General features: G+C 39.6%; 21 protein-coding genes, 1 tRNA gene and 1 rRNA gene. 11 read left to right on the top strand and 12 right to left on the bottom strand.

The window, feature by feature from the left end; genetic code table 11:
• Nucleotides 1–73: 73 nt before the first annotated feature.
• From ACSQ7D_RS11220 to ribD, 8 genes are all read right to left on the bottom strand, one after another.
• Entirely contained in the window at nucleotides 74–1,249 is a 1,176-nt protein-coding gene (locus ACSQ7D_RS11220) for a M50 family metallopeptidase (RefSeq protein WP_009421519.1), read from the bottom strand.
• Nucleotides 1,249–3,078 carry a prenyltransferase/squalene oxidase repeat-containing protein gene (locus ACSQ7D_RS11215; RefSeq protein WP_437136291.1) on the bottom strand — a complete coding sequence of 610 codons (1,830 nt, stop codon included), beginning with the start codon at nucleotides 3,076–3,078 and terminating at the stop codon, nucleotides 1,249–1,251. Before ACSQ7D_RS11215 ends, ACSQ7D_RS11220 begins: the two co-directional genes overlap by 1 nt.
• A 5-nt stretch (nucleotides 3,079–3,083) precedes the next feature.
• On the bottom strand, nucleotides 3,084–4,250 hold the full coding sequence (locus tag ACSQ7D_RS11210) for a carboxypeptidase-like regulatory domain-containing protein (RefSeq protein WP_437136290.1): 1,167 nt from the start codon (nucleotides 4,248–4,250) through the stop codon (nucleotides 3,084–3,086).
• A gap of 65 nt (nucleotides 4,251–4,315) precedes the next feature.
• Nucleotides 4,316–4,504: a hypothetical protein gene (locus ACSQ7D_RS11205; protein WP_314785017.1), complete on the bottom strand. Its 189-nt coding sequence runs from the start codon at nucleotides 4,502–4,504 to the stop codon at nucleotides 4,316–4,318.
• A gap of 309 nt (nucleotides 4,505–4,813) precedes the next feature.
• Complete coding sequence (locus ACSQ7D_RS11200) at nucleotides 4,814–5,965, bottom strand: carboxypeptidase-like regulatory domain-containing protein (RefSeq protein WP_437136289.1); 1,152 nt, start codon at nucleotides 5,963–5,965, stop codon at nucleotides 4,814–4,816.
• Nucleotides 5,966–5,987: 22 nt separating this feature from the next.
• Nucleotides 5,988–7,145 (bottom strand): hypothetical protein, encoded by a 1,158-nt coding sequence (locus ACSQ7D_RS11195; protein ID WP_437136288.1) that lies wholly within the window; start codon nucleotides 7,143–7,145, stop codon nucleotides 5,988–5,990.
• 258 nt (nucleotides 7,146–7,403) lie between these two features.
• Nucleotides 7,404–8,318, bottom strand: a complete 915-nt coding sequence (locus ACSQ7D_RS11190) for a hypothetical protein (protein WP_437136287.1) — start codon at nucleotides 8,316–8,318, stop codon at nucleotides 7,404–7,406.
• Between the two features lie 392 nt (nucleotides 8,319–8,710).
• Nucleotides 8,711–9,706 carry a bifunctional diaminohydroxyphosphoribosylaminopyrimidine deaminase/5-amino-6-(5-phosphoribosylamino)uracil reductase RibD gene (gene ribD, locus ACSQ7D_RS11185; RefSeq protein ID WP_437136286.1) on the bottom strand — a complete coding sequence of 332 codons (996 nt, stop codon included), beginning with the start codon at nucleotides 9,704–9,706 and terminating at the stop codon, nucleotides 8,711–8,713.
• 621 nt (nucleotides 9,707–10,327) lie between these two features.
• Between ribD and ACSQ7D_RS11180 the strand changes: the two genes are divergently transcribed.
• The 7 genes from ACSQ7D_RS11180 (at nucleotide 10,328) to ACSQ7D_RS11150 (ending at nucleotide 17,307) form a co-directional block, all read left to right on the top strand.
• Entirely contained in the window at nucleotides 10,328–11,785 is a 1,458-nt protein-coding gene (locus tag ACSQ7D_RS11180) for an MFS transporter (RefSeq protein ID WP_264855756.1), read from the top strand.
• A 253-nt stretch (nucleotides 11,786–12,038) separates the two neighbouring features.
• On the top strand, nucleotides 12,039–12,641 hold the full coding sequence (locus ACSQ7D_RS11175; protein WP_264855757.1) for a nitroreductase family protein: 603 nt from the start codon (nucleotides 12,039–12,041) through the stop codon (nucleotides 12,639–12,641).
• A 116-nt stretch (nucleotides 12,642–12,757) separates the two neighbouring features.
• Nucleotides 12,758–13,813 carry a 23S rRNA (adenine(2503)-C(2))-methyltransferase RlmN gene (rlmN, locus tag ACSQ7D_RS11170; protein WP_437136285.1) on the top strand — a complete coding sequence of 352 codons (1,056 nt, stop codon included), beginning with the start codon at nucleotides 12,758–12,760 and terminating at the stop codon, nucleotides 13,811–13,813.
• Nucleotides 13,814–13,853: 40 nt separating this feature from the next.
• Nucleotides 13,854–14,228: a four helix bundle protein gene (locus ACSQ7D_RS11165; RefSeq protein WP_308766842.1), complete on the top strand. Its 375-nt coding sequence runs from the start codon at nucleotides 13,854–13,856 to the stop codon at nucleotides 14,226–14,228.
• Between the two features lie 59 nt (nucleotides 14,229–14,287).
• Nucleotides 14,288–15,619, top strand: coding sequence for an RIP metalloprotease RseP (gene rseP / locus ACSQ7D_RS11160; RefSeq protein WP_437136284.1), 1,332 nt, complete (start codon nucleotides 14,288–14,290; stop codon nucleotides 15,617–15,619).
• A 75-nt stretch (nucleotides 15,620–15,694) separates the two neighbouring features.
• Nucleotides 15,695–16,177, top strand: coding sequence for a hypothetical protein (locus ACSQ7D_RS11155; RefSeq protein WP_437136283.1), 483 nt, complete (start codon nucleotides 15,695–15,697; stop codon nucleotides 16,175–16,177).
• Nucleotides 16,174–17,307: a DUF2062 domain-containing protein gene (locus ACSQ7D_RS11150; RefSeq protein ID WP_437136282.1), complete on the top strand. Its 1,134-nt coding sequence runs from the start codon at nucleotides 16,174–16,176 to the stop codon at nucleotides 17,305–17,307. The genes ACSQ7D_RS11155 and ACSQ7D_RS11150 overlap by 4 nt, the downstream gene beginning before the upstream one ends.
• 4 nt (nucleotides 17,308–17,311) lie before the next feature.
• On the opposite strand, the gene dusB is transcribed toward ACSQ7D_RS11150, so the two are convergent.
• The 4 genes from dusB to ACSQ7D_RS11130 form a co-directional block, all read right to left on the bottom strand.
• On the bottom strand, nucleotides 17,312–18,295 hold the full coding sequence (dusB, locus tag ACSQ7D_RS11145) for a tRNA dihydrouridine synthase DusB (RefSeq protein WP_437136281.1): 984 nt from the start codon (nucleotides 18,293–18,295) through the stop codon (nucleotides 17,312–17,314).
• Between the two features lie 127 nt (nucleotides 18,296–18,422).
• The gene (locus ACSQ7D_RS11140; RefSeq protein ID WP_437136280.1) at nucleotides 18,423–19,118 is read right to left on the bottom strand and encodes a transporter; all 696 of its coding nucleotides are present in this window, start codon (nucleotides 19,116–19,118) and stop codon (nucleotides 18,423–18,425) included.
• On the bottom strand, nucleotides 19,111–20,316 hold the full coding sequence (gene hflX / locus ACSQ7D_RS11135) for a GTPase HflX (RefSeq protein WP_009418906.1): 1,206 nt from the start codon (nucleotides 20,314–20,316) through the stop codon (nucleotides 19,111–19,113). Before hflX ends, ACSQ7D_RS11140 begins: the two co-directional genes overlap by 8 nt.
• A 3-nt stretch (nucleotides 20,317–20,319) precedes the next feature.
• Nucleotides 20,320–20,724 (bottom strand): DoxX family protein, encoded by a 405-nt coding sequence (locus ACSQ7D_RS11130; RefSeq protein WP_002673772.1) that lies wholly within the window; start codon nucleotides 20,722–20,724, stop codon nucleotides 20,320–20,322.
• Between the two features lie 757 nt (nucleotides 20,725–21,481).
• Here ACSQ7D_RS11130 and ACSQ7D_RS11125 point away from each other — a divergent pair.
• The 4 genes from ACSQ7D_RS11125 to ACSQ7D_RS11110 all read left to right on the top strand — a co-directional run bounded on the left by ACSQ7D_RS11125 (nucleotide 21,482) and on the right by ACSQ7D_RS11110 (nucleotide 25,000).
• Nucleotides 21,482–22,204: a metallophosphoesterase gene (locus tag ACSQ7D_RS11125; RefSeq protein WP_437136279.1), complete on the top strand. Its 723-nt coding sequence runs from the start codon at nucleotides 21,482–21,484 to the stop codon at nucleotides 22,202–22,204.
• A gap of 11 nt (nucleotides 22,205–22,215) precedes the next feature.
• Nucleotides 22,216–22,965, top strand: a complete 750-nt coding sequence (locus ACSQ7D_RS11120) for a hypothetical protein (protein WP_437136278.1) — start codon at nucleotides 22,216–22,218, stop codon at nucleotides 22,963–22,965.
• Nucleotides 22,966–23,296: 331 nt separating this feature from the next.
• Nucleotides 23,297–24,814, top strand: a 16S ribosomal RNA gene (locus ACSQ7D_RS11115).
• Nucleotides 24,815–24,926: 112 nt separating this feature from the next.
• Nucleotides 24,927–25,000 (top strand) — tRNA-Ile (locus ACSQ7D_RS11110).
• The last annotated feature ends 115 nt before the right edge of the window (nucleotides 25,001–25,115 follow it).

Below are 25,115 nucleotides of genomic sequence, written 5' to 3'. Positions count from 1 at the left end.
AGACTTGTAAGTAAAATTAGAGAGAAAATTATTTGTCGTTAGAAAAGTTCCACTAAAACCTGATAATTAAACCCTAACCTCTTTTCTTCAACATTCCTTTTAAAAAGCTGAACAACAAATAGAAGAATAACATTGGTACAATCAACTCACCAAATGATACCAAACTAATGGTAGCGTCCTTATTACATAAACTTTTAAGGAAATGATACAAGTTCTGTGGAAAGTTTAATATAGAATGTGGGTTTTTAAATAGTACGTAATACACAAACAGTACAATAAAACTATAGCTTACTAAACCGTAGACTAATAAGAGAAAATCTATTTTCGTCCACTGTACCTTTTTACCTTTGATCATTCTAAAAATATCACCTATTTTGCGGAAAGAGTGTTGCAAAAGGTTAGGTTTGTTAGTAATATCTGAGAGTATCCAATAGCCATCGCTTCTGAGAAATGGATTGAGGTTAAAAAAAGTATGTAAACAAACAATAATAGCAATGAGAGTCAGACTTATTTGTCCTAACAATAACCCTACTAATGAGAGCAAAGTACAGAAAATGATTTCAAAATACATTCCTGCACAATTTACTACCACCCGTTGCCATTTTTTGAGTCGCCATACATCAGTAACATCGGCAAAATAAACGGGAGTAAATAGGTAGAAACCACCGCCAATTCCTCCGTGTTCTGCTCCAAAATGGCTTGCTGCAGTAGCGTGCCCCAATTCGTGAAAAGTAACACTTATAGCCATTACCACCAAAAAGAAAATAACACTTTCTTGCACTTTAAAACTCTTATAGCCGTCTAAAAGTAAATAAAGCTCTGTACCTATCACCATTGCACAGACGAATAAGATAAGCCAAGCTATTTTCTTACGAAAAAGAAAATGTAGTGAAGGGGTGATTTTGGCAATAAAACGCTTGCTAAAAATGATAAAACTCAGTTTGAGATAGGAAGGTTTTTGATAAGGTTTTAGTTGTTCTTCTTCGCCTACTAAGAGTCCATACTTTGAGAGTTTGTCGTAAAAAAGAAAGTGCAGAGCGCTTACCGTAAGTTTCTTTTCAGATTGCTGGTTGTGTAGTTCACATATCTCTTGAAGAGAGCGCTCATTGTCTATGAGTGAAAGGAGGTTATAAGTGTCTTTATTGATTTTCAAATAATGCTTATGCAGAGTGTTACATAGAATAAACTCGTTATCACTGAGTTTATTGAAAGTAATAGAGGGATTAATATGTGGAATTTTGTTTTGCATTAGAAGCAAAGGGCTTTAAGAGCGTAAGCAGTAGTGAGTGTCTCGCTTTTATAAGGTTCGTACACTTTAGGTTTGATAAAGTTCATAGCTTCCCACCCTCCTGAGATATTTTGAGTAGCAAGCAATTGTTTTTGTAGGATTATAGCAGTTTCATCAGTGTTGAGCCCCACTGTTTTTAAAGTGAGTAAAGCCAATGCTATAGAAAGGGGTTCAGTAGGTATATGGGTTTTGATATAATTGACAGCACGCTGTATCTGTTTTGTATATTGCTCACCAAAGCATTGTAACAAGCGCACACAAACGTAGGTACCGTAATAATTGCCGTAATACCAACGACTCTCCCAATAACCTTCTTCTTTTTGTTGAGAGAATAAATAACTAATTCCTTTTTGGATAACAGACAAATAGGCTTTTGGGTCATAAAGATAGAGCGCATACAAGAAGTTAGCTACTACCTCCACATCGGGACCTGTCCCCCATTTGCTTTCGTTGAAATACTGTTGCTTTTGCTGTAGAGGTGTTAGGTTGTGCTTGGGGAGTATCCACGTTTCAATGCCCCCATTCGCACAACTTCTACTATTGATAGCCGTATCAATAGCTTTTTGACACTGCTTAGCAATCTCATCTTTTTTGCCAATATGAATAAAGAACTGCATTATTTGCGCCAAATCGTCAATATCAGGAGCTATTTCTTGTACGGTGGGGAAGTATTGCCAAGCACCTACTTCGGGATTGATACGCTCCATAAAGAAGTGGTATTCCTCCTCAAAGAAAGATGTAATGGGCAACTGGTATCTTTGAGCAATAGTGTACAAGCAATCGTCTAATAGTGCACGCTGAAAAGTATCGGAAGTATGTACCTGACAAGTATTTTCAAAGCCTTCGGCATTACCTAAGTACATAGTATGTTTCAGTTCAGCGTAATGCTGGCGGAAATCTTGCTCTATAAAATCCAAGCCTTTGTGTATGCTCTCTTCTTTTACTGCCGAAAAATTGAAAAAAGGGGCAATGTTTCGTTCTTTTTTAAGAGCAAGAGTAGTTTTTAGCACAGCCAAATAACCTTCGGTAGTTTCCAAATAGCTTTGGATAGTGCTAATCATCTGCTCAATAGTTTGCAACCACCCGCTGGGAATATTCAGCTCAGTTACTACAGCTTTTGCCTTTTCAAACTGCACAATAGCTTCTTTCAGCAAGTCTTGCCCCACGCCTTTTACAAACAAATATTTATGAAGAGTGTTAGGCTCGTGTTGTTCTCCTGTAAAATCTACCTTTTGTTGCAACTGATAGACCGCCCAATTGAATTGCCCACGGCGTACATCACGTGCAAAATCCTTTACATCGTCATAGAGCTGAAACCCTACTGAAAAATAGCGATGCGACAATAATAATTTTTCGTACACAACCTTGTTTTGAGTGTTGCTTTGTACCCAAAGGCTATCTATAGCTATTTTGCCAAAAGCCGACTTGTCATCTGCTAGGCTACTGTATTGTTCAAACGATACCTCAGAGGTAGTAAGCAGGCGCTTTTCGGTTTGTATAGCCTTAAAATACTCCGCTTTGCGCTGTTGCCATAGTTCCCAAAAAGACGATTTATAACCGTAAATACTTGTGAGAATTTTAATTGTTTCCTCTTGCAAGGCAAGCATTTCCACCAATGCTTTTGTATCGCCCTCATCTACTAAGGCGTCTAAACAAAGCACTGCATTGTAATAGGTATAACCGGCTTTGCAGAGCAAATGTAAGGTTTCAGCACTTACAGTAGGAAAATAAGCGTGAAACAACGCAGGGTAATGCTTGTAAAATTCTGGAGATTTCTCAGTAGTGGGCATTATGGTTATTGGTTTATAAAATCTTGTTCTTCTTTGGTAAGTAAAAACTTGGCTTCACCTTGTTTGTGAGGAGTAACGTATTCAAAGAAAGGTTTTTCTACGTCTATTCTGTCATTCTTTTTTATTTGTTCTTTTGTTACACCCGTACGCAAGAAAGATTGCTCTGTTTGAAGATTATCTCTTTTGTTATTATATTCAATACCTCCTTTAGCTTTTACATAAAGACTGCTAAACAATAGTTTGTTCTTATAATTACTGAAAGTAATATCTAAGGAAAAATTATCTGAGATAGATTTAAAGGGAATTTTGCTTTCCTTTGAAATACCTTCACTTACAGAATGTTTGGTATCATTAAAGATAATGCGTTTCACTGCATTAGTGTGATTATCAAAATAAATAACCGAATTAGTTAATTTAAGACTGAGCTCTTTTTTGATAACAATGTCTGCATTGAAAGTTACTTTGGTGTGATCAGCATTCTTCTCAACTTTTTTAATTTCAATATTCTCTCCATAATATTTTATGAAAGATAAATAGCTGTTAGGATAAAGAAATTGAAATAAATTTTTAGGGTCTAAAAAAGCTCCTTGCGTAGTTTCATTCTTATCATTCTTTATATGAGAATAATCAGTACTTTTGAGTGCAACAGCCAACTGTTTATCTAATGTTTCTTGTGGAATATATAGATATTGTTTAAACCACCAATCTAATTGCACTTGATAAAGCCGTGTAAGGGTGTCATTTCTTATAAACTTCTCTCGATAAGTACATTCTAATATTTTAGCATTAGTTTCATAGAACTTTTTATAATTATCTAATACGTATCCTACTTGTTTTTTTAAGTCAAAATTATAAATGACTACCTCATCAAGCACAATTTCTTCAGGAGTTAAATACAGAGTGCTAACAGAAGTGTCTTTATTTATAACTAATCTCTTTGTCGCATAACCTACACAACTTATAATTAAGCTATCTTGTAAGCTAAAATCTATTTTTGCCTTACCTTCTTCATTAGTAATTGTTCCTTTTTCAAGATTAGGTAAGTAAAGGTGTACATTACCAATAGGTTGTTTAGTTGTATTATCTAAAACACTTACAATTCTCTGTTGTGCAACAAGAAATTGACAAGAAACTAGTAGTAATATTGTTTTTAAGTATATTTTTAGTTTCATAGGATAATAAATTTAAAGATCAGAACAAACAGCGGGGCTTTCCCGCTGTTTGTTAAAGTTTCTTGTTAAAGGTTCCACTTGCCTCCTCCTTTAACATTCCAACCATCAGTTTCAGAATATCCACCAGAAATTTCTAGTGTGTCAGGAGCCCACCCCATTTCATAGCGTTTTTCAAGTTCCTCTACTTCAAACGCATTTACTAAAGCTTTTTCGTCAAGTTCACAAACTTGCTCTTTGTTGAATTTTGTTTCCATAACTATTTATATTTTAATACTGGAAAATCAAACCTTCTTTGGGTAAGGCATCGGTTACTTCCTTTTTACAGCGCAAAGATATAGAAAAAAAAAAAAAACGTGTCAATAGGTAAGTGCAATTTTAACAAAACTTTAACTATGCTAACATTATAAATCAATACGTTACAATCTTTGTACTACAATTCCTCCTTTAAACTGTTAATTTTCTTTGAGGTGATTGAGGTATTGAGAAGTGCTTTTTGCTTATTGAAGCTTTAAACAGTTAAAAATTAGAAATTACACGGTATTCTTTTTGGGTATTGGACAAGGTTATTGGTTTATAAAATCTTCTTCTTCTTTGGTAAGCATAAACTTGGCTTCACCTTGTTTGTGAGGGGTAACGTATTCGTGAAAAGATTTTTGAATATCTATTCTATCTTCTTTTTTAATATGTTTGTTCTGTACTCCTGTACGCAAAAAACTATGCTCCAAGAAGAGTTTGTCTCTTTTCCCTTTATATTCAATAGCTCCTATGAGTCTTACATAATAAGAACTAAACAGTAGTTTGCCTTTATAGTCAGTTAAAGTAAGTTCCAAGCGATAATTATCTGTAATAGACTTATAAGGCTTATTAGTTTTCTCAGAAACTTTATCCTTTATACCTTGATGTATGTCGTTAAAAATGACTTTTCTCACAGCATTGGTAATATTGTCAAACACCAATACCGATTTTTCAAGCTTTAGAATTAGTTTTTTATTGATTACAATATCAGCATTAAATGTTACTTTAGTAACATCTTTACTTTTCTCTACTTTTTTAATTTCAATATTTTCACCAAACTGATTTATAAATGACAAATAAGTATTCAGAAAAAGATACATAAACATTGGGGTTCTTTCTAAGTGAACAGAACGAGCCGCGACTTCATCTTCACTTAACATTTTAGAGTAGTCAGTATTTTTAAGGTGTATTTGTACATTTTTATTTAATGGTTCTTTAGGCTGATATACATAATTCTTACTCCACCAATCTAACTGCACTTGGTAGAGCCTTGTTAAGGTATCATTTCTTATAAATTTCTCTCGATAGGTACATTCTAATATCTTAGCCTTAGTATCATACAGCTTAAAGTAATTATCTAAAACATACTTCACTTTCTTCTTCAAATCAAAATTATACAGTACTACTTCATCAAGTTGTATTTCCTGAGGATTGAGATAAATCGTTGCTTTAGCAAAGGTTTTATCTGTAAAAATCTTTTTAGTTGCATAGCCTATATGGCTTAGGGTAAGGGTGTCGTTCTCCACCGCAATGCGCAGTTTGCCTTCCTCATTGGTAATAGTACCGTTGAGAGAGTGTGTGTAATAGGCTTCAACGTTGGGGATAGTTTGTTTTGTAGAGGCATCAAGCAGGGTAAGCTCAGCTACTTGGGCGGGTAAGGCAGTAGTTGTGAACAATAGGATAAAGAATAGTGTTTTCATATTGTTATGTTTTTACATTACTTTAAAAATTAGAGATTACACGATATTCTTTCTGGTTATGAGCTTTATTGATAAAGTTACGCATTTCATTGGTAAGAGGCAATTGGTTTTGAGTCTCCCAAAATTCTTTGTTATAAGGCACCTCTAATTTAAACAGTTCTTTTTTACCATTTACATTAGCTTTAAAAGTACTAAGGTCTGAAAAAGGGTGAGTAACAATGAGCTCGAAACTTACATCATATACTATTCTTTCTTCGCCTACATATCCTTCTACTTTTGCGTTAACTATGGCATTGGCTATAAAATACTTGCCTTTTTTAGCATCTTTCTCAAGCTTATTTTTACAATAATAATCAATAGTTCTATACTTTATAAAAGGCTTTTTAGTATAGGGTATTTTATGAATAGTTTTAGGGTTGGTTTTATAAATACGTTCTTTAATAGCATAATCATTAGTATTGATGATAAAATATCCTATTGATTTTTGATAATCATCTTCGCTTTTAGGTGTATATTCTATCTTCTGATGTTGTTCATCTACAGTTTTAGGTCGTGAAAAATGATAGTTTTCTTGATTTAAAAATAGAATATTGCTCCACCATTGAAAAACATCATTTAAGGAAGGGATATTAAAATCGTCTGCTCGCATACCTTTCTTTTCTATACCAAATTTACGCATATTTAGCAATTGAAAGGAGAAATTCTTCTTGGCTCCTAATAATTTATCGCGTTTGATACGCCCACTGAAATCCTCTATTTTTACGAGTTCTCCATTACGTTTGAGGATACAACGCAAAAAGAAATCTTCAACAAAAGGTTCCATAGGATAATTGGTAGTGGCGTGATTATAGGCTTCTTGTATAATGTTTTTGTTAGAAAGGGTTACTTCATCTAACTGAAAAGGTTTTGGGGTAAGGTACAAGGTGTCTTTTGTACGACTGAGGGCTTTGAAAGTAGTTTTGAGAGTTTCATAACCTAACATTTTTATAGTTACGCTGTCATTGGCAGAATAGAATACAAAGTGCCCGTCGTCATTGGTAACGGTATAGTCGCTGGCATTATGAATTGTAGCAGCCCGTAAAGGGGCTTTGGTATCTTTATCTGCAAGATACTTTGAGGTAGTGTGCTGTGCCACTACGCATTGACTACAAATCAAAGCTATACATACAACTGCTTTCATATGAATTATTTTATTATATTTTTGCGCCAAAGGTAGTAATAATTAGTAAATAATATACTCTTGCACGACAAGCTTTTGCTAAAGATTTTCCCGAGTTTCTCAAAACCCAAAATCATAAACTGCCTACCGTACTACGGTTGCCCGTGTGGCTGACACTGCCTATCGTACTACGATCTACGGCTTAAACAAGAAAAAAGCTCCTCTTATAGGAGCTTTTTCTGAAAGAACTTTCAAACACAAATACAATGTAAAATCTAACTAATATGTGAATTCTATTGTTTTTACTTCTTTACCGTTTTCCTTTACAGTAGCTTTAAGAGGATATTCAGTTTTAAAGTAACTATAAGTGGTTTCTTGCTCGTAACTACGTCCTGTTGCACCAGAATCCTTTACCGTTTTCTTGGTAATGTTATTTCTAGCGTATTGTTCATCTAAGAATACTTCGGGGTGAGTAGCTCTATAAGACAAATGCAAAAACCAAGGATTGGTTCTACCATCATACTGGTAGGTTGTTACCGAAGTCTTATTACCTGCCGTGTGAGTGTGTTCTCTTACCGTTTCGTTGTAGTTCAACACATAAGTATCTGTAGCAGTAGTGGTAGCGGTACTCTTCACTCCACTCGTTTCAGTGTATTCGCTTGTTACAGCCTTTATCTCATTGAGTACTTCACGATTGTAGACTACCACTGTATACTTAGTTACATTAGCCGATAACTTTTCACTTTTAGTATGTTTTTTTAACCTGCCACCATCATACTCATACTCATCTACGGTTGGTAAACTCTCTTTGCCTACCACAGTAGTTGTTTTCTTAAGCAAGCGTCCTCTTTCACTGCTATACTTATCATACACAACTTCCTCTTTTTTCACATTGCCTTCTGTGTAAACCGTTTTGATAGGAAAAGTCCCGTCATACGAAGTCTCGTACACTTTTTCTATAGTTCTACCGGTGCCATCTATCACTTTTATTGTGTGTTTGCGTACCAAGCCTAATGCGGTTTTCTCATATTCAAAAAGATTTTCAGTAGTTTGTGTTTGGGTACCTTGTGCAGGTAGGGTCGTCTCCACTATCTTATCTGCAAAATAGATAGGATCTGAAGGTGGTAAATCGTCGCCTTTATCACAAGCTGTGAATAAGCCAACTGTCGAAAGTAATAAAATAACTCTTTTCATTGTATATAATTATTTTGAAGATTATCTATGTTTGTAATGCTCGTACTTTCTAAAACCTGTGCGAGTCTTTCCAAGCCAAAGACTTATACGCTACTTTTAATATGTGTGCCGTGTTACACTCCTTATAAAATAACTATTGTGCTAAAACACTGCAAGACACACTTGTTTTCATCATATTTATACTAATTCTACTATCAAAAATCTTGCCATAAAGCACTTTTTCTCCTAAAAACAACCCCTTTTTAACATTTATTCGATATACCCCAAGCCTTCTTTCACCGTTTTTTAGTAATTCCTGCAATTTCTACCTCTTTTTACCTTTTAGTCACATACCCAACTGTGAGCCCTCACTGACTTTACCTTTCCTTTTACGCCTGTGCGACTCGCACCTTTTACTTAAGAATAGGCGCTTTCACCCCTTCTCCAAAGCAAATATCCCCCGTAAATACAACCGCTTCATCCCATAAACCTTCGTCGATAAACTGTTGTAGTGTATAAGCCCCCCCTTCCACAATCATACTTTGTAAATTCATTTCATACAGTTTAGCACAAATTTGTTCCAAAGGTTTATGCTTAAAATCTATCGTGAAAAAATCAGTGTGTATCATCTCCGGAACAGACGTCTCTTCAGTAAAAAACAAAGTAGTTGTACGGTCGTTCCATACCGCAAATTCCTTCGGACTACGTAACTTTGGGTCAATTATTATCCTCACAGGGTTGCGCCCATACCAGCTACGGCTGTCTAACGAAGGATTATCCGCCAATACCGTTCCTACTCCCACCACAATACCCTGTTCCTCAGTGCGCATTTGGTGTGCTGTCTGGCGCGCATAAACGTCGCTAATCCAGCGCGGAGCAACCTCCTCTTTATGCAGGGGAGCTATAAACCCATCACGCGTTTCAGCCCATTTCAGGATAATATAAGGGCGATGTTTTTTGTGAAAAGTAAAAAACCGCTTGTTCAGTTCCCTACATTCAGCCTCACACACCCCCACTGTCACCTCACACCCTGCATTGCGCAGTTTTTCAATCCCTTTGCCGTGCACTTTCGCAAAAGGGTCGGTAGTGCCAATCACTACCCGTCCTATCTTGTGAGCAATGATAAGGTCAGCACACGGAGGCGTTTTCCCAAAATGGCAACAGGGCTCTAAACTCACGTAAATCGTACTTTTCGGTAGCAGACTCTTATCCTTCACCGAGGTAATCGCCCGTACCTCAGCGTGTGCCTCACCCGCTTTCTGGTGCCACCCCTCCCCTATGATACGCCCTTCGTATACGATAACACTACCTACCATAGGGTTCGGATAGGTACTTCCTAAGCCATTATAAGCTAACTGAATGCACCTATGCATATACCACTCATCAATAGTTAATTCTGAGGTTGTCATAAGAAAAAAAATAACTTTTGGCGCAAAGATAATAAAATAACCGCTAAGTATAAAAACGATAAAATGTTTTATACAATTTTAACAATTCATAACCCTTTGAAAATGAACAATCTATATAGAATTTCTATACCAATCGTCCAAGATTCGTATAAGCTTCCTATAAGCTCTCTATAAGCTAACCCCACCCTCCTTACAGCCTTTTTTTACCAAAACTCCTCTCAACTCTCTTCCGAATCTCTTCGATATCTTCCGAACCCCTCAATCTTCCCCTATTTTCTAATTCTCTCATTTTCTAATTTGCTAATTTTCTCTGGCTGTCATCGCTTTTTCGTCTCGAACTTTGCCAAAGTTTAATTATGGTATTATTGGCATTATTGGCATTATTGGCATTTCCAGTATTAATGGCATTATGAGCGTTGTTATATTTATAACATCTCCAACTCCCTTTGTATAAAACCTCTTTTTATTTTTATAGAAGCAAAAATGCTCTTATTTTTGCACTTTAATTCAGGATATACAATAAATCAAAAGGTAAAAAGTGATGCACCCTGCACTTAACCAAAGTTTCAAACTTTGAGAATCTCAGAGCCTTTTCAAACAGATATCAAAAATAAATGAACTATGTCAGAAAATAAAAAATCCTTCGGTCAAACACTCAAAACTTTCTCACCCAACTTCTGGGTAGCAAGTTTTCTCCAACTGATGGAACGTTGGGGCTTCTACGGTATCTTTACCCTTCTCCCCTTGTATTTAGTAGCTTCAACTGACCAAGGCGGATTAGGTCTTTCGCATACCGAAAAAGGAAGTATTATAGGCAACGTAACCGCTATACAGTACTTTTTGCCACTCGTTTTTGGCGTGATAGCCGACCGTATAGGCTACAAACTCTCTTTAGTCATTTCTTGTACTATAATGGCGATAGGCTATTACCTAATGGGTGAAGTAAACACCTATTGGTCGATGTATATGATGTTCCTCTTTGCCGCCGTTGGAGGGGGTTTCTTCAAACCCGTTATCAACGGTACCGTTGCCCGCAATACCGATGAAAGCACCAGTACAATGGGCTTCGGTATCTTCTATATGATGGTGAACGTTGGGGGCTTCTTAGGTCCTGCAATGTCGTCTTACCTACGCACTACCCTCGGTTGGCGCATTATCTTTCTGCAAGCTGCGGTGGTAATGGTTATCAACCTGCTGGTAGTTTTATTCTTTTTCAAAGAACCTAAAATGGCACAACGCGACAGCAAACCTATCCTCACCGAAATCAAAGAATCCATAATGCATATTATAGAGGCACTCAAAGACCGTCGCCTTACCATATTGCTCATACTAATGGTCGGCTTTTGGACGATGTTTAACCAGCTGTTCTACACCCTGCCTAATTTTATCGAAGACTGGGTAGATTCCTCCAAAGTAAGTGCGTGGATTAACCATCATTTGCCTTTCTTAGGCACTATTCTCACCGAGAAAGGACAAGTAAAAGCCGAATGGTTCATCAATATCGATTCGTTTATGATTATCTTCTTTCAGGTAGTCGTATCCTATTTCGTAACCAAAATGACTCACGTAAGCGCAATGATTCGCGGTACGATTATCGGAACCATAGGGGTAACGCTTACTTTTATGTTCAATAATGTGTGGTTTACCATTATAGGCACTATGATTTTCTCCATAGGCGAAATGGCTGCTAGCCCTACGCTTTCAGCTTTTATCGCTCAAATCACCCCTAAGGGGAAGGAAGCCCTCTATCAAGGCACTTATTTCTTGCCTGTGGCGGTAGGTAATTATATTGCAGGGCTTATTTCTGGTGATTTATACGAAAAATGGTCTGATAAATATACTTTACTAAAAACCGAACTCACAAATAAAGCCATTACAATGCCCGAAAACCTCACTAAAAAGGAATATTTCGATTTGGCAAGTCAGAAGTTAGGTCTCAGTCAGTCTCAAATCACCGATTTGCTTTGGAATACTTATAACCCGAACAAAATGTGGTATCTTATTTGTGGAATAGGGGTCTTTGCTGCCCTATCACTATATGCCTATAACAAAATAATGGTAAGAAAAGAATCAATTTAATAAATCTAACTTTTTTCTTACTCTTACGTTAAACTCCGCTCTCGTTGCCTTTACCTCTCTGAGAAAGCCATCGAGAGCGGACTTTTTTTCGTCTTACCGTAGCCTTAGATTCGAATAACTGTCGAATAACCTCTTGATTTTTAGCCATATTTCACCTGCCATACCTTTTACCTTTTTCCTTATTTGTTAAATTGCTAATTACGCCGTACCTTTGCACCTTGAAATTAAAAGTTAAACTTAAAAACAAAACACTATGGATTTTTTAAAATTAGCACAAACCCGCTATACTACTAAACATTACAGCTCTCAGCGTGTGAGCGATGAGGATATCGCCAAACTCAAAGAGATATTACGCCTCGCTCCTTCATCTATCAATTCACAGCCTTGGCAATTCGTGTTCATAAGCGATGAGGCTACTAAGGAAGCATTCGCCAAAGCGTCGTTCATCAATGAAGAACGCGTGAAGCAAGCCAGCCATTTAGTGGTGTTTATGGCAAATAGTGCCTTGCCTTCATTTGAGAAAAAACTCGCTAAAGCTGCTACCGAAACAGGACTCAACTTCTATCATAAAGTGCAAAAACCCAAAGGTGATGTAGGACTCTATGCGTGGATAAACAACCAAGTGTACATCGCATTAGGATTTTTTCTCAGTGCGTGTGCTTCTATGGGCATCGATAGTACTCCTATGGAAGGTATTGTCAATACCGAATACGACAAGCTTCTGAATGAACCTCAATACACAACGCTCTTCGCGGTGGCGATAGGCTATCGCGACCCTGAGGACAGCAATCAGTTGCACTTGCGCCCAAAATCGCGCTTGCCGTTAGAAGAGGTAGTAAAGGATTTTAAATTATAATTAGAGTCGTAAACTTTGCCAAAGTTGAGGCTAACGCCTTTATTCATACTTCTTTGTTTGATTTGAATTGATTTGTAAGATTTCTAAGGCGACAGCCTTATCTCTAACACAAATATATGCAACAAAAACGCGACATACGCGCTCTTACTAAGGAGGAACTTCGCGCTTTCTTCGAGAGCAATAGCGATAAACCTTTCCGTGGCAACCAAGTATATGAATGGTTGTGGCAGAAAGGCGTGCATACTTTCGAGGAGATGACCTCACTGCCCAAAGCTACACGCGAGATGCTCAGCGAACATTTTAGCATCAACCATATCAAAGTAGATGTGATGCAGCGCAGTAACGATGGTACGATTAAAAACGCTGTGCGTTTGCACGACGGGTTATTAGTAGAGTCGGTGTTAATTCCTACCGATACTCGCACCACCGCTTGCGTATCCAGTCAGGTGGGGTGTAGTCTCAACTGTTCGTTTTGTGCCACTGCTCGCTTAAAACGTATGCGCAATCTCCTCCCCGATGAGATATTCGACCAAGTAAAGGTAATCGATGAGCAAAGTCGCGCTTTCTTTGGTCGTCCGCTCTCTAACATAGTATTTATGGGAATGGGCGAACCACTGATGAACTATAATAATGTATTGAAGGCAATCGACAAGATTACTTCGCCTGAGGGCTTAGGAATGTCGCCCAAACGCATTACGCTATCCACTTCGGGTATCCCCAAATTGATAAAAAAAATGGCTGATGATGAGGTAAAATTCAAATTAGCTGTATCTTTGCACTCGGCTATCAGTAGTGTACGCACGGGCATTATGCCTTTCAATGAGCAATTTCCACTGGAAGAACTACGCGAGGCTTTGGCATATTGGTATCAAAAAACCAAAAACCGTATTACTTATGAGTACGTAGTGTGGAAGGGTATCAACGACCAGAAGAAGGACGTAGAAGCACTGATAAAGTTCTGTAAGTTTGCCCCTTCTAAGGTAAACCTCATTGAGTACAACCCTATTGATGATGGGGATTTTCAACAAGCCGACCCTAAAGCGCTTGAACTTTACCAAACAATGCTTGAAGAGGCAGGTATCACCGTTACCGTTCGCCACTCCCGTGGTAAAGACATCGATGCCGCCTGCGGACAATTAGCAAATAAAAAGGCCTTAGGAATATTATCTTAAAACCTGTGGACTGAGGGCTAATGCCTATGGTCTGAAACCTATGAATGATATTAAAGACTTTAAAGATTTAATTGTTTGGCAAAAAGCAATGGATCTTGTAGTTGAAGTTTATAACTTAGTTAAGAAACTACCTAAAGAAGAACAATTTGCTTTAAGTGACCAAATGAGACGTGCTGTTATCTCTATTCCAAGTAATATTGCTGAAGGAAGAGGGAGATATTCAATTAAAGAATATGCTCATTTTTTATCTGTCGCCAAAGGTTCAAATGCTGAATTGGAAACACAATTATTGCTTTGTGTAAAAATTAATTATCTAAACAATTCAGATATTGAAAGAGCTTTTGGTTTAATAAAAGAAGTAGGAAAAATGCTTACTTCTTTACAAAAAAGTTTGACAATAAGTAATACGCAATAGTTATATTATCCTACCCCCCCCCTGTGGCCTAAGGCCTAATGCCTATGGCCTAAAAAAGAATGGAAGTATTTTTAATAAAAGCGGCTCAGCTGATTCTGAGTCTTTCAATTTTAGTAGTCCTACACGAATTAGGACATTTTATACCTGCTAAACTCTTCAAAACAAGAGTAGAAAAGTTTTTTCTTTTCTTCGATGTGAAGTTTGCCCTTTTTAAGAAGAAGATAGGCGAAACAGTATACGGCATTGGGTGGCTACCGTTGGGTGGCTACGTGAAGATTGCCGGTATGATTGATGAGAGTATGGACAAAGAGCAAATGGCGCAACCTCCACAACCGTGGGAGTTCCGTTCTAAACCTGCGTGGCAACGCCTTATCATTATGGTAGGTGGTGTAACGGTAAACCTGCTCTTGGGCTTCATTATCTACGCGATGATACTCTTCACTTGGGGGCAAGATCAGCTCAAACCCGAGGGTATTAAGGAAGGTTTTGCAGTAACCCGCACAATGCGTGCTTATGGGTTCCAGAACGGCGATATTGTAACCGCTATTAATGGCAAACCTTTAGAAAGCGTAGCCGATGTAAGTAAATATATCTTGTTGCGCAATACCAGTGAGCTTACCGTAAAAGGACAAGACGGAACTGTGCGTACTCTATCTCTCCCCGATTCTATTGGGAAGATGCTCTATTTACGAGGAGAAACGGCTCCTTTTAGTGTAAAAGTAAAACCTGTTATCGATACAGTAATAGTGGGAATGCCTGCCCAGAAATCAGGTTTACAAAAGGGCGATAAGCTGTTAAACATCAATGGGGAACCTATTTACTATTTCTCCGATGTAACGCCTGCTCTTGCAATGGCTCCTGAGAACACTCCTCTCACTTTTGCTATTGAGCGCAAAGGAACGCCAATGACTCTCAGCGTCCTGCCCGACAGCAATAAAAAAATAGGTATCAGCGGTATGCAAACCGAGGGAGAGGTACAATTTACCCATAAAACTTACAGTTTAGGAGAAGCCCTCAGTCACGGAATTGCATACGGTTACAATGTGCTACACGACTATGTAGCCCAGTTTAAATTTATCTTTACCAAGAAGGGAGCGAGTGAAGTAGGAGGCTTTGGCTCTATAGGAAAACTCTTCCCATCGTCTTGGAATTGGCTCGCTTTTTGGCATATCACAGCCTTCCTATCTATTGCCTTAGCCTTTATGAATATTTTACCTATCCCAGCCTTAGACGGCGGACACGTGGTATTTCTCCTCTACGAAATGGTAACGGGTAGAAAACCGAGTGAAAAAGTATTAGAACACGCCCAAATGGTAGGGTTTGCTATTTTAATAGCCCTTTTGCTATATGCTAATGGTAGCGACCTGTATAGAGCGATATTTAACAAGTAATTAGGTAAGACTTTGCCAAAGTTTCCTGCCCGTGTGGCTCGCACCTTTGGCAAAGTTGAAAAACTTATAGGCTAAATGAAACACATCTACTTCATCATATTATTCTTGAGTTTTGGAGCACTGCAAGCGCAGAGCCTTGAGAAAGTACGCGTTGCCTATACTACGGCTTCCGATAGCAAAGAGAATGCTGTAGCTTTTGTAGAGCTAATGGCTAATGCTCCTACTACCGATGTGGTGCTAAGTGCTTATAAAGGCGCGAGTAAGATGATATTAGCAAAATATGGAGGTAACCGTATTGCTCTGCTCAAAGAGGGCAAACCGCTGTTAGAAAACGCCCTCAAACAGCAACCTCAAAACGCTGAACTTCACCTGATACGCCTTAGTGTGCAAGAACACTTGCCCAAAGTAGTACCCTATCGCAACGACATCACTGCCGATAAGGATTTTATACTCGTACACTACGCTCAGCAAACTCGTGAACTACAAAAGTATATAGCAGGGTTTGTAAAGAAGTCGAAAGTGTTTAACGACGAAGAGAAAAAGAAAATGGGGCTATGAACTATTGCGTTTTAATTCCTACGTATAACAATGCTAAAACCCTCGCTCGTGTGATTGATGGGGTGTTGCGTTATACCTCTCATATTATTGTAGTGAATGATGGTGCAACCGATGCTACTCCCGATATACTCGCTTGTTACCCTGAACTCACTATTATTCATCTTCCTAAGAACAAAGGTAAAGGCAATGCCCTACGTATAGGGTTTGACAAAGCTCGCAATTTAAGCTACGACTATGCCCTTACCATCGACTCCGACGGACAACATTACCCCGAAGATATACCTGTATTTATAGCTACTATCGAAGCTGAAAGCGAACCTACTCTATTGGTAGGTAATAGGAATATGACCCAAGATGGCGTACCTAAGAAAAGTAGCTTCGGACATAAGTTTTCTAACTTCTGGTTTCACCTCGAAACGGGGGTCAATCTCCCCGATACACAATCGGGATATAGGTTATATCCTTTGCAGTACATTCCTAAGAAATATTACACCGAAAAGTTTGAGTTTGAGATAGAGATATTAGTGCGCAGTAGTTGGAATGGGGTACAACTGAAGAATGTACCTATACAAGTGTCGTACGACCCCGAAGAACGAGTTTCGCATTTTCGTCCTTTCCGCGATTTTATGCGTATCAGTGTGCTGAACAGTGTGCTGGTGCTCATTGCGCTTTTCTATATCAAACCGCGTAATTTCTTTAGAGATGCCAAAAAAAAGAGTCTCAAACGTTTTATTAAAGAAGATATATTAGAGAGCGACAGTAGCGATAGTGTGAAGGCAGGTTCGGTAGCATTAGGTGTATTCTTTGGCATTGCGCCTTTTTGGGGATTTCAAACCATACTTACTATTACTTTGGCTGTATTCTTCAATTTGAACAAAACTTTGGCTTTTATTTGCTCGAATGTGAGTATTCCCCCAATGATACCGGTGCTTATTTTCACTTCTCTTAAAATAGGTACTTTTTTTGTAGGGGGCACGATTCTTCCGCAAGGTGACCTCACCACAATGGAATACATCAAAAACAATTTGTTGCAATACTTAGTAGGGAGTTTTACTTTGGCAATTACTGCTTCATTTGTTTTAGGAATGCTTACCTATGGTTTATTAAAAATAAAAAGTAAAAAAGCTTAGATTATTAGACTTCCCTTTTTAATTCTCTCACTACTTCGAGTTCTCTTATTATTTCTTCTGAGGAATCTAACGTTACTAATCGCTGGCGATGTTCTTTAAAATTAGGAATCCCCTTGAAATAATTAGCATAATGCCTGCGCATTTCCAACACTCCTTGTCGTTCACCTTTCCATTCTACCGACCATAACAGATGGTTTTTAGCAGCTTCTACACGATCGGATATAGTAGGGGAGGGGAGAAGCTTTCCCGTTACAAAATAATGCTTTATTTCATTAAATATCCACGGATAACCAATGGCTGCACGACCTATCATTATACCGTCTACCCCGTAAGTATTGCGGTATTCTAAGGCTTTTTCAGGACTATCGATATCGCCATTACCGAAAATAGGAATATGGATACGAGGATTGTTCTTCACTTTGGCAATGTAGCTCCAATCGGAGTGACCTTTGTACATCTGGCTACGGGTACGGGCGTGAATGGTAAGCGCGCTGATACCTACATCTTGCAGACGTTCAACTACTTCTTCTATATTGATACTTTGCTCGTCCCAACCTAAACGCGTTTTTACAGTTACAGGTAGATGGGTACTATTTACGACTGCTTTGGTAAGGCGCACCATCAAATCGATATCTTTCAAAACCCCCGCTCCTGCGCCTTTGCTTACAACCTTCTTTACAGGACAACCAAAGTTGATGTCTACTAAATCGGGGTTTACAGTGGCAACGATTTTAGCTGAGAGCGCCATTGCTTCTTCATCACCCCCAAAAATTTGTATGCCTACGGGGCGTTCATAATCGAAAATATCTAACTTTTGACGGCTTTTAATGGCGTCGCGTATGAGTCCTTCGGAGGAGATAAACTCACTGTAAAGCATATCAGCTCCGTGCATTTTACAGAGGCGACGAAAGGGAGGATCGCTTACATCTTCCATAGGTGCAAGCAATAAAGGGAAATCTCCTAAATCTATGTTTCCTATTTTAGGCAATTTTTTTAATGATTAATTGTTAATGATTAATGGTTAGCGATTAATAATGAAGAAACCTCTTTCTGCCCTCTCTGTGAGGGGAATTAGAGATGCAAAAGCGATACTTCGGGCGAAATCTTACATATTGTTAAATGAATAAATATCCTATTCCCACCCCTACAAAATATTGAGGTTCTGCTTGCCAAAGGGTACGCCCTCCGCTGAGGTCTATTTGAAAATTAGGTTTTAGGAGGTAGGCAAATCCTGCATTGATATTGTGCTCAGGAGCACGCATTCCATTATAGGAAGCGTAATACTCAACAAAGCTCCATAGCTTGTTGTTGGGAGCATAATTGACCTGAGCAGTAACATCTAAATTCTTAAATTGTTCAGAGCTACGAGCACTATAAGCTAATGAAAGCTGGTCGGTAAGAGAGCTTTCGAAAGCTAAACAAGCGTCGAAAGTATAAGTCTTAGCGTCTGTTTTGCTGTATTGCCCATAACCGATGAGTCCCACTGAGGGGATATAGCGCTGTTCCGATTCGTATAAACGCTGTTTTATGCTGAAGGTAGTACTGCTAAAATCGGGGGTACGGAGGTCGAAATCGGCTTCTAAGCGGAGTTCGGTGTTTGTGATGAGTCCGTAGCGTAACATTAGGTTATCACTGCTTTCTTCTTTGCTGAAAACTAAACCATTTTCTATCTGAAACTGACCTTTGGGCAGGGTATATACCCCTTCACTTTGGTCGGGGCGATCGGTGTTGAGGTTTCCATCGTTTTGAGCAACTGCTAATGAGGTGCAACATAAGGCTATTGTAGCCAATAGTAAATTGAGTTTATTCATCTATCTTTTCGTATAAAAAGTTATTAAAAGGAAAGCGAGTGATGTGTATCTCCTTTACCTTTTCGTACACCACCTCACGGAATTCTTCGAGATTATTTTTATTGAGTGCCGAAATGAAGAGTACATCGCGCCCCATTCGTTGCATCCAAGTTTGTTTCCATTCATCAAGAGTGAAGTGTTTTTTAGTGCGCTCGGTAGCCAAATCGTCTTCGGCTATTTCTTCATTGGTATACGCATCAATCTTGTTGAATACCATAATGGTGGGCTTATCGGCGCTGTGAATTTCGGCTAATATTTGGTTTACTGATTGGATATGCTCCTCGAAGTTGGGGTGTGAAATATCGACTACGTGCAAGAGCAAATCGGCTTCACGTACCTCGTCGAGGGTACTTTTAAACGACTCGATGAGCTGGGTAGGCAGTTTGCGAATGAACCCTACGGTATCGCTGAGCAAGAACGGTAGGTTCTCAATCACAACCTTGCGCACGGTGGTATCGAGGGTGGCAAATAGCTTGTTTTCGGCAAAGACTTCGCTTTTGCTTATCACGTTCATTAGGGTTGATTTGCCTACATTGGTATAGCCGATGAGCGCCACACGCACTAATGCTCCGCGATTACTGCGTTGAGTTGCCATTTGCTTATCGATAGCGGTGAGTTTCTTTTTGAGCAGGGCAATACGGTCGCGCACGATACGGCGGTCGGTTTCGATTTCGGTTTCACCAGGACCACGCATACCGATACCGCCTCGCTGACGTTCGAGGTGCGTCCATAATCCCGTAAGGCGCGGTAAGAGGTATTCGTATTGTGCCAATTCGACTTGTGTACGCGAATAGCTGGTTTGTGCACGCTGAGCAAAGATATCGAGAATAAGCCCTGTGCGGTCTAATATCTTTGCTTTGAGAATACGCTCGATATTCTTCTGTTGAGCAGGGGTGAGTTCATCGTCGAAGATGACAGTACCTACCTCATTTTCTTCAACAAATTGCTGTACTTCTTCCATCTTACCGGTGCCGATGAAGGTTTTAGGGTTAGGCACATCAAGCTTTTGGGTGAAGCGTTTGAGCACTTCACCCCCAGCTGTGTAAGTAAGAAATTCGAGTTCGTCTAAATATTCCTTAGATTTTTCTTCGGTTTGTGTTTGATTGATAATTCCTACAAGTACTACTTTCTCGTAGGTAAGATTGATTTGTTCTAACATTCGTTAATCCCATTTGTGGCGAGTGGAAATAGCGTGTTTGCCACTTCCGGTAAAGAACAAAGCTAAAGCACCGAAAAGGAATAGTCCAGGGAGTTCAGGAGCCCAACCACCGTGAGCCGTAACTGCGGTAATTTGACCTCCATACGCCAAAAAGAGCGTACTAATTCCGCCGAGTACCATTATAAGAGCAGCTAAACGGGTTCGGAAGCCTAATACAATCATTATAGGAGCGATGATTTCGCTAAGATATACCCCATAGGCAATGAAGGTGGGAAGACCTTTGGCTACTAAGGTACTTTGAACATATCCAAAGGCATCGGCGTGTAGTAATTTGTTGATGCCGTGAGGAAGCATAAGCAAGCCTATGGTAAGGCGGAGGACGAGGAGTCCAAAATCTTTGTTTTTCATTTTATAAAAGGGTTTTTAAGTTTACGGGGGCAAAGATAGAGAATAATTAGCAAATTAGCAAGTTCGTAGCACAACAGGCAGAGAAAATTAGCAAATTAGAAAATGAGAGAATTAGAAAATAGAGGAAGATTGAGAGGTTCGGAAGGAAACGAAAAAGTTCGGAAGAGAGTTGAGAGGGGTTTTGATGAAAAAAGGCTATAAGGAGGGTGGGGTTAGCTTATAGAGAGCTTATAGGAAGCTTATACGAATCTTGGACGATTGGTATAGAAAGGGTATATAAGTTATTGATTTATACTGCAATACAGCAAGGCTAAAAATGTTAAAAACGGGGTTTCGAGGCGAAAGAAAGAGGAAGAGGTGATAGGCCTTAGGGCATAGACACTAGGGGATAACCTCCTCCTTTACACATACTCCGCTCTCGCGGTGCACATACCCAGCTGTCGCTGGCTACCTCAATGAGGGGGAATGTGGCGAGTCGTTTATTTGGTAAGCCCCCGAACCCCCGAAGGGGGGCAAGCTGGAAAAGGTGACAAACCTCTCTCCTTACACATACTCCGCTCTCGCAGACTTCCGTTCAAAGAGGGAATGTGGTAACGGAAAAGAGAAGAAATGACGATTGACGAATGATGAATGACGGAGGTAATGTGAGGTTATAGCGCGATGGGCGGGTGGAAAATTAGAGATTGTCTGATAATTGAAAAAAAATTACTACTTTTGCCGAACTTTTCACAGACGAATAATAGCAAAATTAAACACTATGCGAACTCTTGTTATAGGCGATATACACGGTGCTTTACGCGCTTTGGTGCAGGTGCTTGAAAGGGCTGATATACAAGCTGATGACTACCTTATTTTCCTTGGTGATTACGCTGATGGTTGGAGTGAGACTCCTGAGGTGATGGATTTTCTCATCGGATACCAAAAGAAACAGCGTTGTTTGTTCCTCAGAGGGAATCACGATGCGCTTTGCCGTGAGTTTCTTTTAGGAAAAGAGATGGATACTCTTTGGCGTTTGCACGGAGGAAAAGCTACTGAAAAGGCTTATCGGAATGTTTCGGCAGAGCGCAAAAAGGCTCATATTGATTTTATAAACTTGCTTGAAAATTACTACTTGGATAGCAAAAATAGGCTTTTTCTTCACGCGGGATTTACTAATTTGCGGGGGATTGCTCACGAGCATTTCGAACAGATGTACTATTGGGATAGAACGCTTTGGGAACTTGCTTGTAGCGTTAGTCTTCCTAAAACGGATAAGTACTATCCTAACCGTTTGAAACTCTATAATGAAATTTATATAGGACATACACCTACCACGCGCTTGGGCACTGATAAACCTCTTATTTTCAATGGGGTAGCAAATGTAGATACAGGAGCGGGCTTCAAAGGACGCCTTACGGTTATGGATATTGAAACGAAGGAATATTGGCAGAGTGAGCCTGTTTATAAACTGTATCCAGAAGAACAAGGACGCAATCAATAAAATATTAAAAAATGAAGAAGTTTATTATATACCTACTGTTGTTACTGCCGATGTGTGGTGTAGCACAAGAACAATTGCAAAATGAAAGTGCTATTTTTAAAGCTATTGAAGCGAAATTTAAGCTAGACAGACGTCAGTTGTATTGGGCACTTTATACGGAGCGAGGGCTAAAAGAAGATACGATACATAGGCTCGTGGTTTTTCCTTTAAAGAAAAGAAGTAAGGACAAGATGCTTTATGATGCTTATGTTGTTTTGTACAATCTTCAGAAACAGATGATAGATAACTACTACATAGGTGAAGGTGAATGGGAAGACAGTGATAGAGGGCGCTTACAGGGTTTGGAAGTGGCATCTCAGACGCCTCTGTTGGGGAAGAAAGCAATTGCTTATCAGGTGAGGGTGTTTTTCTCGAATGCCGATGGAAATAAGCCTATGGGCTCAGAGGTGCTCACCTATTTCATTACTAAAGGGAAGAAGTTGCAAAAAGTGTTAAGCACTGATATATTTTCTTATACGGCTGATATTTCGGGGGGAGGAACTGCAAAAACTCCTTGTGAGGGAGAAAAAAAAGAGATGAGTAGTAAATTGCATATTTCAGAGCATAAGCTGCGAGGTTTCTATACCATAGAGGAGACACGTGTTACTAAGTATATAAAAATAGAGCGTGATGCGGAAGGATTTTGCACTGAAAGGGTGGTTGATAGTAAAGAAGATGTAATACAGATGCAATACAAAAAAGGGAAATATCAACCACAATAATTGCTATAACGATGAAAAAAACGGTGAGTTTTATAGGGCAAATAAAGAAATATTGAAAATTTATAAAGTTAGTAATCAATTAGTTGTATAAATATTTAAAATTTTCTTAAAAAAAACTCTCAAAAAATTTGCTAGTTTGAAAAAACGCCGTACCTTTGCACCCGCAAATGAGACGATAAGGCACATTTGTAGGGGGTATAGCATACGCCTAAAAGAAAAGAAACAACACGTACATTGACATAATGTTGTACAGCACAAAGAAGATTTAAAGAATTGAGTGAAACCTGAAGTCAATAACTTGAAGATCGGTTAGAAGATATAAAAGAATTTAACGATGAAGAGTTTGATCCTGGCTCAGGATGAACGCTAGCGGCAGGCCTAACACATGCAAGTCGAGGGGGAAGTTACTTTCGGGTAACAGAGACCGGCGTACGGGTGCGTAACGCGTATACAATCTGCCTTTCACTGGGGGATAGCCCGAAGAAATTTGGATTAATACCCCATAGTATAGTAGTGTGGCATCACACAACTATTAAAGCCTTGGTGGTGAAAGATGAGTATGCGTTCTATTAGCTAGTTGGAGAGGTAACGGCTCCCCAAGGCGATGATAGATAGGGGTTCTGAGAGGGATGTCCCCCACACTGGTACTGAGATACGGACCAGACTCCTACGGGAGGCAGCAGTGAGGAATATTGGACAATGGTCGGAAGACTGATCCAGCCATGCCGCGTGCAGGATGAAGGTCTTATGGATTGTAAACTGCTTTTGTAAGGGAAGAATAAGGACTACGTGTAGTTTGATGACGGTACCTTACGAATAAGCATCGGCTAACTCCGTGCCAGCAGCCGCGGTAATACGGAGGATGCGAGCGTTATCCGGAATCATTGGGTTTAAAGGGTCTGTAGGCGGGCTAATAAGTCAGAGGTGAAAGCGCTCAGCTCAACTGAGCAACTGCCTTTGAAACTGTTGGTCTTGAATGGTTGTGAAGTAGTTGGAATGTGTAGTGTAGCGGTGAAATGCTTAGATATTACACAGAACACCGATAGCGAAGGCATATTACTAACAATTAATTGACGCTGATGGACGAAAGCGTGGGGAGCGAACAGGATTAGATACCCTGGTAGTCCACGCTGTAAACGATGGATACTAGCTGTTTGGTTTAAGGATTGAGTGGCTAAGCGAAAGTGATAAGTATCCCACCTGGGGAGTACGTTCGCAAGAATGAAACTCAAAGGAATTGACGGGGGCCCGCACAAGCGGTGGAGCATGTGGTTTAATTCGATGATACGCGAGGAACCTTACCAAGGTTTAAATGGGGACTGACAGGGGTAGAGATACCTTTTTCTTCGGACAGTTTTCAAGGTGCTGCATGGTTGTCGTCAGCTCGTGCCGTGAGGTGTCAGGTTAAGTCCTATAACGAGCGCAACCCCTGCCATTAGTTGCTAACGAGTAGAGTCGAGCCCTCTAATGGGACTGCCGGTGCAAACCGAGAGGAAGGTGGGGATGACGTCAAATCATCACGGCCCTTACATCTTGGGCTACACACGTGCTACAATGGCCGTTACAGAGAGCAGCCACTGCGTGAGCAGGCGCGAATCTATAAAGACGGTCACAGTTCGGATCGGAGTCTGCAACTCGACTCCGTGAAGCTGGAATCGCTAGTAATCGGATATCAGCCATGATCCGGTGAATACGTTCCCGGGCCTTGTACACACCGCCCGTCAAGCCATGGAAGCTGGGAGTACCTGAAGACGGTTACCGCGAGGAGCTGTTTAGGGTAAAACTAGTGACTGGGGCTAAGTCGTAACAAGGTAGCCGTACCGGAAGGTGTGGCTGGAACACCTCCTTTCTAGAGTACCGATTCATTGACGCATTAGGAATCAACAGATTCTTTAAATCTTGCTGGCAACAAAATAAAATTTGCAAATTTGCTAATTTACAAATTTGCTAATTGAATAAGCAGTCTCATAGCTCAGCTGGTTAGAGCGCTACACTGATAATGTAGAGGTCGGCAGTTCGAGTCTGCCTGGGACTACAAGCAAAAGAAGGAAATTTCTAGGAGCTGAAGAGAGACGAATAGCGTAAATCGTAATTCGTAATTCGTAACTCGTCATTAAGCACGGGGAATTAGCTCAGCTGGCTAGAGCACC

The sequence above is a fragment of the Capnocytophaga sp. G1920 genome, from assembly GCF_051417515.1.
The sequence above is the reverse complement of the archived record's forward strand: the minus strand, read 5'-3'. Positions and strand labels throughout refer to the sequence as shown.